This is a genomic window from Nonomuraea polychroma, assembly GCF_004011505.1.
Lineage (GTDB): Bacteria > Actinomycetota > Actinomycetes > Streptosporangiales > Streptosporangiaceae > Nonomuraea > Nonomuraea polychroma.
This window is the reverse complement of record NZ_SAUN01000001.1, coordinates 965,448-979,791: the sequence shown is the minus strand read 5'-3', so window position 1 is coordinate 979,791 and position 14,344 is coordinate 965,448. Positions and strand designations below refer to the sequence as shown.

The following is a 14,344-nucleotide window of genomic DNA, read 5'->3' as shown; positions in this document are numbered from 1 at the left end:
AGATGCGGACCGTACGCCCGGGACCCGCAAGCGGTCCGACCGTCCACGCGACCGTCCCGCTCGGCGAGCCGCCGGCCTGGGCGGTGCTCGAGCGCAGGCTGTTCGACACGCTCGACGAGGCCTGGCGGGCCTTCGCGGCCCGCTACTGCGGGCCCGACGGGCGGCTCATCTACCACGGCACCGCCGCCGACCGGGACGGCGCCGACGACTTCTACGAGGCGTTCTTCAACTGGCCGGCGCTCTACCAGCTGGGCGGCGCCGACGACCTGCTCGACCAGTCCAAGCACCACTGGGAGGGCGTCACCGCGCAGCTCACCGAGCTGGGCTACCTGGTGGACGAGTTCGAGCGCGGCTACGACTGGTTCCACCAGGGCGAGTCGCTGCTGCTGTTCTACGGCATCTGCGCGGCCGACCCGCGCGACGAACGGTTCCGGGAGCGGGCGCACCGCTTCGCCGACCTGTACCTGCCGGGCTCGGCGAACTACGACGCCGAGCACGACATCATCCGGGCCCCGCACAACGGCGCCGGCGGCCCCCGCTACGGCCTGCAGTGGGAGTGGGCGTCCTACCACACGGACCTCGTCAGCATGCGGCCGTACGGTCTGCCGCTGCGCGACCTGCCGGGCATCACGGAGTGGGACGACCTGGCCGACCCGCACAACGCCGCCCGCATGGGCGCGGCGATGAGCGAGCGCATCGGTCGCGGCGACGTCGCCGTCAACCTGGCCGCGACCAGCCTGGCCGTCAACGCCTGGCTGTACGACGGCGACGACCGCTACCGCGACTGGGCGCTCCGCTACATCGACGCCTGGCAGCGGCGCGCCGAGGCCAACAACGGGATCCTGCCCGACAACGTGGGCCCGTCGGGCATCGTCGGCGAGCTGCACGGCGGCCGCTGGTACGGCGGCAACTACGGCTGGCAGTGGCCGCACGGCCTCTACAGCGTGGGCGCCGCCGCCGCGATCGCCGCGGTCAACGCCCACCTGCTGACCGGCGACGACGACGCGCTGGCCATCGGCCGCGACCCTCTGGAGACCGTGTACGGCCACGCGATCAAGGCCGCTGTCACGGAGACGGAGATGAGCATCAGCGACCGCTGGCTGGCCGAGCTGGGCGACGAGGCGGGCAAGCCGACCATGCTGGTGCCCAACCGGCACGACGACCGGGGCTGGTTCGACTTCCAGCCTCCGCAGCTGGGCCTGCCGGTCTGGCTCTGGCACGCCTCACTGGGGCGTGGGGACGCCGCCAGGATCGACCGGCTGCGGGCGGCCTCCGGCTATGACTGGGCCACGGTGCGGCCGTTCCGCAACAAGGAGGAGGCCGGGCACGAGGCGCCGTGGCTGGAGTTCCTGCGCGGCGCCAACCCCGGCTTCCCCGAGGCGATGCTGACCACCGCGCTCGGCCAGGTGCGGCGGCGGATGGCGCTCATCGAGGCCGACGACGCCGACCCGGCCGCCATCCACGTGCACCACTGGCAGCGGCTCAACCCCGTGCTCACCGAGGCGCTGCTGCAGCTGGTCACCGGCACCCCGCAGGTGCTCTACAACGGCGGGCTGCTGGCGGCCAGGCTGGCGTACTTCGACGCCGACCGCCACCGCCCGGGCCTGCCGCCGGACGTGGCCGCGCTGGTCGACTCGGTACGCCCCGGCGGCGTCCGCGTCGAGCTGGCCAACCTGGGCCTGACCCGCACCCGCAGGGTCGTGGTGCAGGCCGGCGCGTTCGGCGAGCACCGCATCGACAGCGTGGTCGCCTCCCAGGCCGGCGACGACGCCTACCCGGGCGACCCGCGTTCCTACACCTCTCCCCCGATCACCGAGACCGAGCAGGAGGTGACGGTGGGCGGGCCGCGGCTGCTCGTGGAGCTGCCGCCCGGCCGCCGCATCCGGCTCGACCTGCACACGACCGCGCGCGTCCGCACGCCGTCGCACCAGCACTACTGAATCGCACCGCACCACCGAGTCGAGTCGTACCAGCACTGATGAGGAGATACATGGACGACGCCATCTGGGATCTGCCTGTTCGCGGGCCGCTGCCCGCCGAACCCGATCCCGTCCTCGTGGAGGGGCTGTCGCGGATCAGCTCGGCCACCGCCTGCGCCAAACTGCACGCCCAAGGCATCCGGCGGACCTTCATCGAGGGACCTCGTCCCCTCGCCCAAGGGCAGAAGATCGCCGGCCGGGTGCGCACGCTGCAGTTCATGCCGCAGCGCGAGGACGTCGCCTCCGGGCTCGGCCAGGAGTACGTGGAGCGGCACACCGCGCTGTGGGCCGTGCTGGAGCGAATCGAGCCCGGCGACGTGCTGCTCGTGCAGGCGTACGGCAGCGCGTACACCGGCTGCTTCGGCGACATGCTGGTGCGCTACTTCAAGCGCAAGGGCGGCGCGGGCATCGTCGTGGACGGCCGGATCAGGGACCTGCCGAGGGTGCGCGGGCTGAACGTGCCGATCTGGTCCACGGGGGCCACGCCGCACTACGCCTCGCAGGCGGAGCTGTTCCCGTGGGCGTACGACGTGCCCGTGGCGGTCGGCGGGGCGCTCGCGCTGCCCGGCGACCTGGTCGTGGCCGACGACGACGGAGCCGTGGTGGTGCCGCGCCGGCGCGCGCAGTCGGTGCTGGAGGCGGCGGCCGATCACGAGCAGTGGGAGCGCTACAGCCGGGCCCGCATCGAGGAGGGCGGCGCCCTGTCGGACTACTACCCCCTCACCCCCGAGACCCGCGCCGAGTACGAGCGGTGGCGGGCGGTAAAGGAGAGCCAGTGATCCTCAGGTCCTTGGGCGCGATCGTCTTACTCCTGGGCGGGGTTGCGACCCCGGCGCCGGCGGACAGGCCTTCGTGCGACTACTACGTCTCCCCGGCGGGAAGCGACCGGGGCGACGGCAGCGCCCAGCGCCCGTGGAAGTCCATCGAGCAGGCCCGCGACCAACTGCGCACGAAGAAGCGGCAGCAGAAGTGCGACATCGTCGTCAACGTCAAGAGCGGCGACTACGTCGTGGACAAGACCATCACCTTCACCGAGGCCGACTCCGGCGAGAACGGTCACAAGATCATCTACCGGAGCGCCGACGGCCCCGGAAAGGCCCGCCTGCTCGGCGCCAGGCCGTTGACCGGCTGGCAGAAGCACACCGACACCATTTACAAGACCAAGATCGACCGGACCTTCTACACGCTCTTCGAGGACGGCAAGCGCGCCACCACCGCCCGCTACCCGAACCGCACCAGCGACGACCTGTGGTCGCCCTACCTGTTCTCCGTGCTGGGCGAGCCGGAGAAGGAGGCGGTGCGCCAATGGCTGTACTTCAAGCCGGAGGACGTGCCGAAGGAGTGGGACGCCGACTTCGACCGGAACTCCCAGATCGTGGTCTGGTCGGGCGGCTCGTGGAGCTGGTTCACCGACACCGTGCCGCTGGGCGGCGCCGACTTCCGCAAGAACTTCTTCACGCTCAACCACTGGGCCCGCTACTCGTTCGTCAACAGCCGCAGCGGCTCGCGCTACTTCCTGCAGAACACGCTGCGGTTCCTGGACCAGCCGGGCGAGTACTACTTCGACTTCGCCAACAGTGAGGTCTACTACTGGCCGCGTACGTCGATCGACAAGGTCATGGCCCCGACCGTGAAGACGATCATCTCGCTGGCCGGTTCCTCCCCCGACCGGCGCGTGCAGAACGTCGCCTTCGACGGGCTGGCGTTGCAGTACTCCGACTTCGTGGACTGGTATCGCGCCGGGTGGATCAGCGAGGGCGACTCCGGCTACGAGCACAAGTATCCGGTCTACGACCGGCAGATCGAGATGCCGCGCAACCGGTTCGGCATGATCACGCTGACCAACACCAGGGACGTCGACCTGACCAGGTTACGGCTGTCCGACAGCGGCTTCATGGGCGTCTACATGTTGTTCGCGAACGAGCGGGTCAAGGTGTCCGACAGCCTGCTGGAGAACATCGGCGCCGACGGCATCAAGGTGGAGGGCGGATACCCAGGAGAGGGAGACATTTCCGGACATCACACGATCTCGAATAACTACATCTACCACGTCGGCGAGCTGGTCCCCGGCGACGCGGCCGGCATCGAGCTGCTGAGCACCGGCAACAACGTGGTCAGCAACATCGTCGTCAAGCACAGCGCCCGCTACGGCATCAGCCTCGAGGTCCGTCCGGAGGTCAAGGACGAGGACAACTACGCGCGCAACAACCGGTTCTCCTACATCCGCATCGAGGAGGCCGGGCTGGACAGCGGCGACATGGGGGCCTTCTACACCTACGGCGTCTCCAACTCCGATCCGCACGAGATCGACAACCACGTCGCGCAGATGGTGATCGGCGACGTCATCAACGACCCCGCCGGCGCGATGCCGGACAGCGGCACGCGCGGGGTGCACATGGACGCCGGCGGCTGCGGGTTCTCCTTCGAGAACATCGAGGTCGGCAAGGTCAGCGACGACAAGTACCAGAGCTACCAGTGCAACGAGGTCAAGAACGCCAACTGGGCCGCCGGCTTCGACGCCTCCAAGATGGAGTACGACAAGATCGGCGTGACCAGCGCGTTCCCCTACCCGATCCCCGGCTGACCGTCCGTTGACAGGGCGCCGGTCCCCATGGGGCCGGCGCCCCGCGAACCGCGCCGACGTGGCGAGTTCTACGCGAACGAGTGCACGATGACCGTCGATGTGGCACGGCGGCTGCTGGAGTACGCGGAGGCTGGACTGCCGATCGTGCTGCTCGGTGACTGGCGTGCCGCCTCCGTGCCGGTCGTCGCCCGCGACGGTGAGAACGAGCGGCTCCGGACCCTGATCGGTGAGTTGCTGACGGCCCCGTCCGTACGCATGGTCGCCGCCAGGCCGACGTCCCCGCGGCGCCGGCCGCGCTCGGCGTGCGCCCCGACGTCCGGTACGCCACCGCGTCCACGCTGCTCACGGCCCGCCGCGTGGCCGGTGACGTGGACTACTACTACCTGTGCAACGGCAAACACGTCGAGAACCCCAAGCCGCCGGTGGCTCGGATCGACCACGAGGTCACGCTGGCCCGAACGGCCCCGGGACGGGGTGCCGTACCTGCTGGACCCGTGGACGGGGCGGGTCCAGCAGGTGGTCCATCATGGGGCGGACGGCGACGGGATCCGGCTGCGGGTGGCGCTGCTGCCGGGCGAGTCGATGGTCGTGGCCATCGGCCGTCCCGGCCTGTTCGGGACCCCGGCGCGGACAGCGCCGCACGTGGTCGCGACGGACGCGGGCCTGGTCAGATACGACGGGGGCGCTCTGGTGGTCCGCGCCTCCCGCTCGGGGACGTACACGACCACGCTGTCCGACGGCCGGACCGTCACCTCCGTCATCGGGCCGGTGCCCGAGCCGGTGGTGCTGTCGTCGTGGCGGCTGGAAGTGGAGGACTGGCGGCCGGAGGGCACGGTCGCGCACCGGCTGGATCTCGACCGGCTCACCCCGTGGTCGGACATTCCAGAGCTGGCCGACGTCTCGGGCATCGGCCGTTACACCACCGACGTCCGCGTGGAGGGCGGGGCGTACCTGGACTTCGGCGAGGTGACCGACACCTGCCGGGTGCGCGTCGACGGCCGCCGCCTGGACCCGGTCAACCAGCTCAACCCCGTCGTGGACCTCGGGCGCGGCGTCAGGACCCTGCAGGTGGAGGTGGCGACACCGCTCGGCAACCGGCTCCGCGTCGCCGACCCGGCCGTCTACGGTGGCCTGACCCGCCAGCCGTACGGCCTTGCGGGTCCGGTCAGGCTGGTGCCGTACGGCGAGGCCCGTGTGGACGCCCGCTGACGGGCGTCAGTCGCGCGAGCGCCGCACGCGCCTGGCCGCCACGATCAGCACGGTCAACCCGGCCAGCGCGAGGAGCGTGGTGAACATCCACTCTCCTGAGCCGTCCGGTCCGTAGACGCGGGACTCGCGCCCCGTGTCCACGGCCTCGGCGGTCTGCCCGGCTGCGAGCACGTTGCGATCGCTGCCGTACAGCTCGACATCGCGCCGCAGGACCCGCCCGTCCCCGGAGGCGAAGTCCCCGGCCCAGACGCAGGACTCGTGCCCAGGATGCTGGACGCACCGCAGTTGCTTGGCAGTGAACACTCCGCTCACCCCGTCGGCGCGCGCGGCCCGGATGGCCGGGCCGAGCGCGGGGACGGACACGAACAGCAACAACAGTCCTACAACGGCCAGCGCCACCGTGAACCCACTCAAACGCCGTTTCGTGACCGTCATGACACGGGCCTAGTGTGCGAGCGCGCAGGTGCAGGAGGCCCCGGCATGCTCCGCGGGGCGGCGGTGGAGCAGCATCGCCACCACCATCGGCGCGAAGACGAGGGCGTTGTAGAAGAGGTGCAGCTCCATCCTGGGCAGGATCAGCTGCAGAACGCTCGTCGGCACCGGACGGCCCATCAGGTAGATGCCGCTGAGCTTCTGCACGAGCAGCAGCAGATGCTCCATGTGGTGCCACACCTGGATGCCCAGGGAGATGTTCCACCATGTACGCGAACTGCCGGTGAAGCCCTTGCGCAGCATGATGAGGCCCACGAGCATGAGTAACGCGTACCCGTAGTGCATCCACTCCGAGGTCACCAGCCACGGGAAGGGCATGCCGAGCACGCCCCGGGCCTCGGCCAGCGGCCAGCCCCAGGCGTAGACCTGTACGGCCTGTGCCACGTGCTCGGCCCAGTGGGCGACCACGATGACCATGAAGATCGTGAGCGCGGTCTTGTGATGGCGTCCGTTGAGGGTGGATGCGCTGATCGCCATCGTCACCATTTCTCACCTCGTGTCTCTTGCGATGACGCTGCCTGAAAGAGCCGGGGCTGCCGGCCCGCCTTTCCGCCGTCGTGCCGTCTCCCACCAATGGGCGGCCCAGGGAAGACGATCTCCGATGGCACTAGCAATCTGGTTGCAACGTCTTGCAGGTGACTGGTGGCCCACCCACCGTTGCCGAGGGACAGCACGTCAACGGGTTCCCGCTCCTCTGCGTCCCGCGGAAACGTGCACCCCTACGCCGCGAAACATCGTCTGTCCCGAGCATTGCCTGTGGAGCTCAGGGTGCGTCACGGCTCTTCCAGCGCGTAGGCGACCGCCCGGGACAACCTGAGCCTCGCGCCTTCCCGGAAGGCCGCCGTGTACGCCCGGGTCCCCAGCGCGCGACGTGCCCGCTCAACGCACTCCTGGTGTGACTTCACCTGGAATCGCGGCCGCGACGGAGAGGCGGTGACCGCCCGCCACAGGTCGTGCGCGGCGCCCAGCAGCCGGGCGGCCCGCTCGTGCCGCCCGCGAGCCCCAGCCGTCCAGGCCAGCACCTCCAGGCACTGGAGGAGACCCCATCGGTCATCGATGGCGCTCCAGAACGCGGTCACTTCCCGCATCTTGGCCTCGGCCCGGCGCCAGTCGCCCTGTTCCCAGCGGGCGATGCCGAGCGCATACCGTCCGTACGCGCGGAAGAGCGCCGCGTCGCGCTCTTCACACATCATCACCAGTTCCTCACCGTACGCGGCGGCCCGGTCCGGACTCAGGTGGGCGGCGAAGAGAGTGGCGAAGTAGAGCGTGACCCCCACGGCGTGGACGTCGTCTCTCGCGCGGTGACGGGTGAGAGCGTCCTCCAGAAGCGCGAGCCCGCCCTCGGGGTCGCCCTCGGCCAGCGCCGCGACGCCGGACATCTGGGTGGCGAACGCGAGCACCGCCTCGTCCCTCGACTGCCGCGCGAGTGTCAAACACTCCCGCAGGTCGGCTCCGGCCGCCGGATCGCCCTGGTAGAGGGCGAACAGCCCGCTGGCCCACAGGCCCATCGCCCTGGTGGTGTTCGGTCGTGACACGAGTGCGAGACCGCGTTTCAGCCAGTGCCGGCCTTCGCTGAACGCCCCGGCGACGAGCCAGTGGGCCCACAGCGCGGAGGCGATCTCCAACCCGGCGGGCGCGTCACGGGGCCTGCCGAAGCAGAAGTCCAGGGCGACGCGCACGTTGGGAAGCTCCGCGTTCAGCATCCGGTGGTGGTCGATCTGGCCGGGCTCCATCCGGTCCACGCGCACTCGCCCCGTCAGCCGGCGGTAGTGGTCGATGTAGCGCGCACGCAACGCCTCCGCGTCCGTGGCGGGCAGCCGTTGACGACCGTACTCGCGGACGGGCTCCAGCATGCGGTATCGGACTCCGCCGCCGTGCTGCTCCGCTCTGCACAGGATGGACTTGTCCACCAGGCCGGCCATCAGATCCAGCACGTCCTCGCGTGCCAGACCCTGACCGGCGCATACGGCTTCGGCGGTCTCCAGGTCCACGCCTCCTGGGAACATCGACAGCCGCTCCCACAGTCGTTGCTCACCGGGCGAGCACAACCCGAAGCTCCAGTCCATGGTCGCCCGCAGGGTCTGGTGGCGTGCCAGCGTGCCGGAGCCGATCTCGGCCGGTACGTCCAGGCACTCGTCGAGTTCGTTCGCCAGATCTTCCACCGATACCTTGCGTAGCCGTACCGCCGCCAGCTCGATGGCCAGAGGAATCCCGTCGAGGCGCCGGGCCAGCCGGGCGACCGCCCGGGCGTTGGCCGCGTCGATGAGGAAACCCGGCCGGATCGTCGCCGCCCGCTCCGCGAAGAGCCGCACGGCGTCTCGCCGGGCGACGTCGCGCGTGGTGTCGCCGGGCTCGGGGACGGGGAGCGACGGCACATACAGCACCCGCTCGCCGTACACCCCGAGCGACTGCCGGCTCGTGGCCAGGATCCGCAGCCACGGGGTGCCGCGCAGGAGCCGCTGCACCAGGTGGGCGCACGGACCCAGCAGATGCTCGCAGTTGTCCAGCACCAGCAGCACCCGTTTGTCGGCCAGACGCTCCACCAGCAGAGTCACGAGGTCCGGTCCGGTGTCATGGATTCCCAGCGCGGCGGCCACGGCCGGGGCCAGCAGGTCCTCATCGTCGATGGTGGCCAGCTCTACCAGCCGGACCCCGTCCCGGTACTTCTGCTGCGCGATCTCGCTGACACGTCGCGCCAGCCGCGTCTTGCCGACACCGCCCGCGCCGGTCAGGGTCAGCAGGCGGGTCTTGGGCAGGACCCGCTTGATTTCGGAGATCTCATGCCTTCGTCCGATGAAGGCAGGGGTGTCGGGCTGCGACCCGTCCGCCGCCGGCTGTTCGGCAGCCGGGACGTTCCGGATCGTGTCGTTCGCCGTCATGCTCGTGCTCCGCCGGGAGGTTCCTCGCCGGAGAGGCGGGCCTGCTCGACGACCCAGCCGGCGATCTGGGCCCTGGAGTTGAAGCCGAGTTTGCGCAGGATGTGCTGGGTGTGGGCCTCGGCGGTGCGCTGGGCGATCACCAGCGTCGCCGCGATCTCCTTGTTGCTCTTTCCCTGGGCAATGAGGCGGGCGATCTCGATCTCCCGTCGGGTGAGGGTCGAGCGCTCACCGGTCTCGCCGGACCGGCCGCGGGACGGCGCCTCCTCCATGAGGGCGTAGGCGACCGCCTGCTCACGGGAGAGCTTGGCGCCCCGCTCGATGGCGGCTTGGAAGGCCCGCTCGCCAAGGGCGCGACGCGTACGGGCCTCGCATTCGTCGTGGTATCGGATGAGGTGGCCGATTCCCAGGAGTGGCACGCCGATCGGCTCCCAGAGGTTACGCAGGATGCCCAGCAGCTCGCCGGCCCGCGTGAACGCCCTTTCCGAGGCGGCGATCCAGGCCAGCACCTCGACGTTGCCCCCGACCCCGACCGTGTCGTCCACTGCGTGGAAGACGCGCAGGCTCTGCTGTTGCAAGGCCGCCGCGCGGCGCGTGTCGCCTTGGCGCCAGAACTCGACGCCGAGCGCCGTCATCGCGTACGACTTGTGCCAGCTCTCGCCATGAGCGTCGCAGACGGCGATGCCCTCCTCGGCGGCGGCGACGGCGCGTTCCGAGTCGCCGAGGTCGGAGTGCGCGAAGGTGAGCCAGGTCAACGCCTGGACCTCGCCCGCCGGGTCTCTGACGGCGCGATGACGGTCCAGCGCTTCCTGGAAGGCGCTGACAGCCGATGCGGTGTCTCCCTCCTCCATTGCGATCATGCCGGAGTACTGCGCGACGTAGCCGAGAACCGGTTCGAGCCCGAGCCGCTCGCCGAGCGCTCTGCTCTCGGCGAGCCGCTCGACGGCCGAAGCCAGATCACCCTGGAGGATGGCGAGCCGGCCACATGCCCACAACGCCCGAGCCCTGACCTCGGACAGGCCGGCGGTGTCCGCGAGTCCCCGTTCGAGCCAGTCGCGTCCTTCGCCCAGGTGGCTGCTGGAGATCCAGTGGTAGAGGAGGTCGCTGGCCATGTCGATACAGAGCCCGGCGTGCTCGGCGTGGCAGTATTCCAGAGCCGTGCGCAGGTTGGGATGCTCGACCCGCAGCCGGTTCAGCAGTTTGACCTGCGCGGGGCCGAACAGCTGCGCCCGCGCCTCGCGCGACAGCTGCCGGTAGTAGTCGCGATACCGGCGTTTCAGCTGCTGGTCCTGCCCGGAGGCCATCAGCCGCTCCCTGCCGTACTGCCGGATCGTGTCCAGCAGCCGGTATCGCACTCCCCACGGATGCTCCTCCCTGATCAGGACGGACTTCTCCGTCAGGCCGGCCACAAGGCCGACGATCTCGTCATGGGCGATGCCGTCCCCGGCGCAGACTGCTTCCGCCGCCTCCAGATCCAAGCTGCCGCTGAACACCGAGATGCGTGCCCACAGCAGGCGCTCGTGCTCGGTGCACAGGTCGTGGCTCCAGTCGATCAAGGCGCGCAGCGTCTGGTGGCGCGGCGCAGTGACACTCGATCTCGCGGTGAGTAGCCGGAAGCGATCGTCCAGCCGGTCGAGCAATTGGTGGACCGACAGCGCGCGCATCCGCACGGCGGCGAGCTCAATGCCGAGCGGCAGGCCGTCCAGGCGGCGGCAGATCCGCTCGATGATGTCCTGGTTCTCGTGCGTGACGGTGAAACCGGGCAGGACGGCCTCGGCCCGCTCGGCGAAGAGCCGGGCCGCGTCGGACATGGGGTACGGCCCGCCGTGCCGGGAATCGAGGCCCGACAGCGTCGGCACCGGGAACGCGTGCTCGCTGGTGATTCCCAGCAGCTGCCGGCTGGTGGCCAGGATGCGCAGCTCCGGGGCGGAGCTCAGCAGCGTCTGGGCAATCATGGCGGACTCGTTGAGTACGTGTTCACAACTGTCCAGGAGGATCAGCGCCCGCTGCTCCCGCAGGTGATTCGTGAGCACCTGGATGGGCGGGTGGGCGGAGTGATCCTGGATCTTCAGCGCGCCGATCACGGCCTGAGGCAGCAGTGCGGGGTTGTTGAGCTCGGCGAGTTCGACCAGCCAGACCCCGTCGGGGAATGCCCGTCGCAGGTCGGCGGCGACGCGCAGGGCCAGCCGCGTCTTGCCGACGCCGCCGGGCCCGGTGAGGGTCACCATGCGGGCGTCGGCGATCAGGCGCTTGACCGTCGCCACTTCGTGCCGGCGCCCGATGAAACTTGTCAGCTCGGCAGGTAGTCCGTCGGTGTACGTGTGCGCCAAGGTGCGCAATGTGGCATTGGTCATCGATGCCTCGCATCGGCTCTGGCGAGTAGGCGACCGCACGCGAAAATCGAGCCGACCTAACCAACATATGCCCGATGGCGTGTCCTGGACACCGGGACGATATGCCTGGTCATCGCGTATGCCGGGCCACATACCCGATCGCCGGCAACCCATGGCGAAGATCAGGCTCGCACATGGGACAGATTTTGCAAGGAGCTGCCCGGCGTCCCTCCGGCGCGTCGTGCCGGTCGGTGGTGACCTCGGGGTGCGTGTTCGACGTCGGGGACGACTGCATCGCGATCAAGGCGGGGCGCGGGCCCCACGGGCGGCGGGTCGGGGTGCCATGCGAGGACGTGCTGATCGACGACTGCGACATGCGCTACCGGTACGGGTCGGTCGCGATCGGGACGGACACGACCGGCGGGATCCGGAACGTGTTCGTCCGCCGCTGCAGGTGGGGCGGGCCGGGGCTGTACTTCGGGGACTACATCAAGACGAACTCGGTGCGGGGCGGGATTATCCCGAGCAGCCGCTGCGGGACATCACGGTCAGGGACAGCTCCTTCGAGCGGGTGCAGCGGGCCGACGTGGTGAGCGACGTCGAGGGCCTGTCCGTCACCGGGGTCACGGTGGGCGGGAGCCCGGTCTCACGACGCACGGCCTTCCAGCACGCGGGCGAGCGCGTGCAGGGTCTCCAGGGGCGTGCCGGGCGGCGGGGACACGCGCAGCACGGGCTCGCGCAGGTCGAGCGGCGCCCGGGCCACGGGGGCTGCGCCCACGAGCAGGCATGCCCCGGCCGCTCGTGACCTGGCGTCTTCGGCCGAGTCACCCGGCGGCGGCCTGAGGGTGACGAGTGCGGAGGGCTCGTCGAGCGGCTCGACCACCCGCCAGCCACCGGCGCCGTCGAGGACACGCCGGGCGATGCCGCCGAGTCCGGCCAGGTGAGCGTGGACGGCGGCGGGATCGAGGGCCTGGTGTTCACGGGCGGCGACCCCGAGCCCGGCCCGGGCCGCGATCGCCCCCTCCGAGCCCTCGTAGCGGATCGCGCCGGGCAACGGCGACGGGAGGTCCCGCATCGCCCTCGGCAGAGCCGGCACGCCCGGCAACCCCCGCGTCGGCGTGCCGGCCGGCCAGAAGTGGCCGCCGAGCGTCGGGGCGGCGGCGTCCATCTCCTCCGTGAGGCCGGGCACGACGAGGAAGCCGGCGCCGCGTGGCCCGGCCAGCCACTTGCGGGAGGTGCCCACGTAGGCGGTCGCGCCCACGCCGGTGACGTCGACCTGGCCGAGCGACTGGCAGACGTCCAGCACCAGCGGGACCCCGGCGGCCCGGCACAGCGCGCCGATCTCGGCGGCGGGCTGCACGACGCCCCGGTGCGAGGCGATGTGAACCACGCTGACCAGATCGAGGCCCGCCGCCAGCCGGGACCGCAGCCCGTCCAGGTCGAGGCGGGAGTCGTCGTCCACGGGCAGCTCGACCAGCGTCCAGTCGCGTTCCGCGGCGAGGCGGCGCAGCAGCATGAGCGTGCTGCCGTACTCCGTGCGGGCGAAGCCGACCCGGCTGCCCGGCGGCAGTCGCCAGCCGCCGAGCAACGCCGCCATCGCCGCCGTCCCGCTCTCCGTGAAAGCGACGTCGGCGGGACCCGCCCCGACCAGGACGGCCAGCGCCGACCGGGCCGGGGTGAGATCAGGTTCGGCCGCGTAGCCGCCGTGCTCCCGTTCCAGGCGCAGGTGCCCGACGACGGCATCGAAGACGCGGTCGCTGGGCACGTTGCACCCGGCGGCGTCCAGGAGCCCCGGCGGCACGACGGACCGCGCCGCTCGCCACGCCTTCGCGACGGTCTCCGCCGTCTCCCGGTCCGCTGTGGTCTCTTCCCGGGTCACGCCTCGGCCAGGAGGAGGGCGAAGTCGCCGGACGGGTCGGTGTACCAGCGGCGGACCGCGAAACCGGCGGCGGCCAGTTCCCTGCGCAGGCCCTCCGGGCGGAACTTGGCGCTGATCTCGGTACGCGTCTCCTCCCCTTCTGCGAAGTCCACGACCAGGCCGAGCCCGCCGACCCGCACCCGCATGGCCCTGGACGCGCGCAGCCGCATCTCGATCCAGTCGTTGTCGTCGTCGTACAGGGCGACGTGCTCGAAGGCGTCGGGCTCGAAGCCGGCGTCCAGCTCCCGGTTGATCACGTGCAGCACGTTGCGGTTGAAGGCGGCCGTCACGCCGGCCGCGTCGTCGTAGGCGGCGACCAGCCGTCCCCTGTCCTTCACCAGGTCGGCCCCGAGCAGAAAGGTGTCGCCTGGGAGGAGGCTGTCGCGCAGCTCCTTCAAGAACACCTCACGGGCGGCGGGATCGAGATTCCCGATGGTGCCGCCCAGGAAGGCCACCATGCGCCGCCCCGTACGCGGCAGCAGGCGCAGGTGCCGTTCGAAGTCCGCGCACACGGCCTGCACGGCGAGCCCGGGGTAGCGGTCGGCCAGCCGGTGCGCCGCCGAGCGCAGCGTGACCGCGTCCACGTCCACCGGCGTGTAACCGCGCAGCGTCCCGGCCTCGGTGAGCGCGTCGAGCAACAGGACGGTCTTCTCGCTGGTCCCCGACCCCAGCTCGACCAGCGTGTCCGCCCCGCTGGCCGCCGCGAGCTCGCCGGCCCGCGCCCGGAGGATGGCCAGCTCGCGCCGTGTGGGGTAGTACTCGGGCAAGCGGGTGATCTGGGAGAACAGATCGCTGCCCACCTCGTCGTAGAACCACTTGGGCGGCAACCATTTGGGGGTGGCGGTCAGACCGGTGCGGACGTCGTGTTCGAGGGCATGGCGCAGGTAGTCGCGGTCAAGATGGTTGATCGGCTGCACGGTGGACTGGCTGATAGGCACAAGATCTCCTGGAGG

Annotated in this window: 11 protein-coding genes; 5 read left to right on the top strand and 6 right to left on the bottom strand. The window is 70.7% G+C overall.

From position 1 onward, the window contains the following. Positions 1–2 precede the first annotated feature (2 nt). From EDD27_RS04365 to EDD27_RS04350, 4 genes are all read left to right on the top strand, one after another. Positions 3–1,940, top strand: coding sequence for a DUF8034 domain-containing protein (locus EDD27_RS04365; protein ID WP_127931194.1), 1,938 nt, complete (start codon positions 3–5; stop codon positions 1,938–1,940). Positions 1,941–1,990: 50 nt separating this feature from the next. Beyond that, complete coding sequence (locus tag EDD27_RS04360) at positions 1,991–2,758, top strand: RraA family protein (RefSeq protein WP_206641237.1); 768 nt, start codon at positions 1,991–1,993, stop codon at positions 2,756–2,758. Next, positions 2,755–4,563 (top strand): right-handed parallel beta-helix repeat-containing protein, encoded by a 1,809-nt coding sequence (locus EDD27_RS04355; protein ID WP_206641236.1) that lies wholly within the window; start codon positions 2,755–2,757, stop codon positions 4,561–4,563. The genes EDD27_RS04360 and EDD27_RS04355 overlap by 4 nt, the downstream gene beginning before the upstream one ends. 87 nt (positions 4,564–4,650) lie before the next feature. Next, on the top strand, positions 4,651–5,772 hold the full coding sequence (locus EDD27_RS04350) for a hypothetical protein (protein ID WP_127931191.1): 1,122 nt from the start codon (positions 4,651–4,653) through the stop codon (positions 5,770–5,772). Between the two features lie 6 nt (positions 5,773–5,778). Here EDD27_RS04350 and EDD27_RS04345 read toward each other — a convergent pair whose 3' ends face one another. The 4 genes from EDD27_RS04345 to EDD27_RS04330 form a co-directional block, all read right to left on the bottom strand. After that, positions 5,779–6,207 carry a hypothetical protein gene (locus tag EDD27_RS04345; RefSeq protein ID WP_127931190.1) on the bottom strand — a complete coding sequence of 143 codons (429 nt, stop codon included), beginning with the start codon at positions 6,205–6,207 and terminating at the stop codon, positions 5,779–5,781. A gap of 9 nt (positions 6,208–6,216) precedes the next feature. Then, entirely contained in the window at positions 6,217–6,741 is a 525-nt protein-coding gene (locus EDD27_RS04340; protein WP_241563860.1) for a hypothetical protein, read from the bottom strand. Positions 6,742–7,037: 296 nt separating this feature from the next. Then, complete coding sequence (locus EDD27_RS04335) at positions 7,038–9,143, bottom strand: ATP-binding protein (RefSeq protein ID WP_127931188.1); 2,106 nt, start codon at positions 9,141–9,143, stop codon at positions 7,038–7,040. Continuing rightward, positions 9,140–11,494, bottom strand: coding sequence for an ATP-binding protein (locus tag EDD27_RS04330; protein WP_127931187.1), 2,355 nt, complete (start codon positions 11,492–11,494; stop codon positions 9,140–9,142). The genes EDD27_RS04335 and EDD27_RS04330 overlap by 4 nt, the downstream gene beginning before the upstream one ends. A gap of 248 nt (positions 11,495–11,742) precedes the next feature. On the opposite strand from EDD27_RS04330, the gene EDD27_RS04325 reads away from it, so the two are divergent. Further along, entirely contained in the window at positions 11,743–12,066 is a 324-nt protein-coding gene (locus tag EDD27_RS04325; protein WP_127931186.1) for a glycoside hydrolase family protein, read from the top strand. 53 nt (positions 12,067–12,119) lie between these two features. Here the strand turns inward: EDD27_RS04325 and egtE are convergent, their stop codons facing one another. Further along, the gene (gene egtE / locus EDD27_RS04320) at positions 12,120–13,352 is read right to left on the bottom strand and encodes an ergothioneine biosynthesis PLP-dependent enzyme EgtE (protein ID WP_241563859.1); all 1,233 of its coding nucleotides are present in this window, start codon (positions 13,350–13,352) and stop codon (positions 12,120–12,122) included. Continuing rightward, entirely contained in the window at positions 13,349–14,329 is a 981-nt protein-coding gene (gene egtD, locus EDD27_RS04315) for an L-histidine N(alpha)-methyltransferase (RefSeq protein WP_127931184.1), read from the bottom strand. The genes egtE and egtD overlap by 4 nt, the downstream gene beginning before the upstream one ends. Positions 14,330–14,344: the final 15 nt, after the last annotated feature.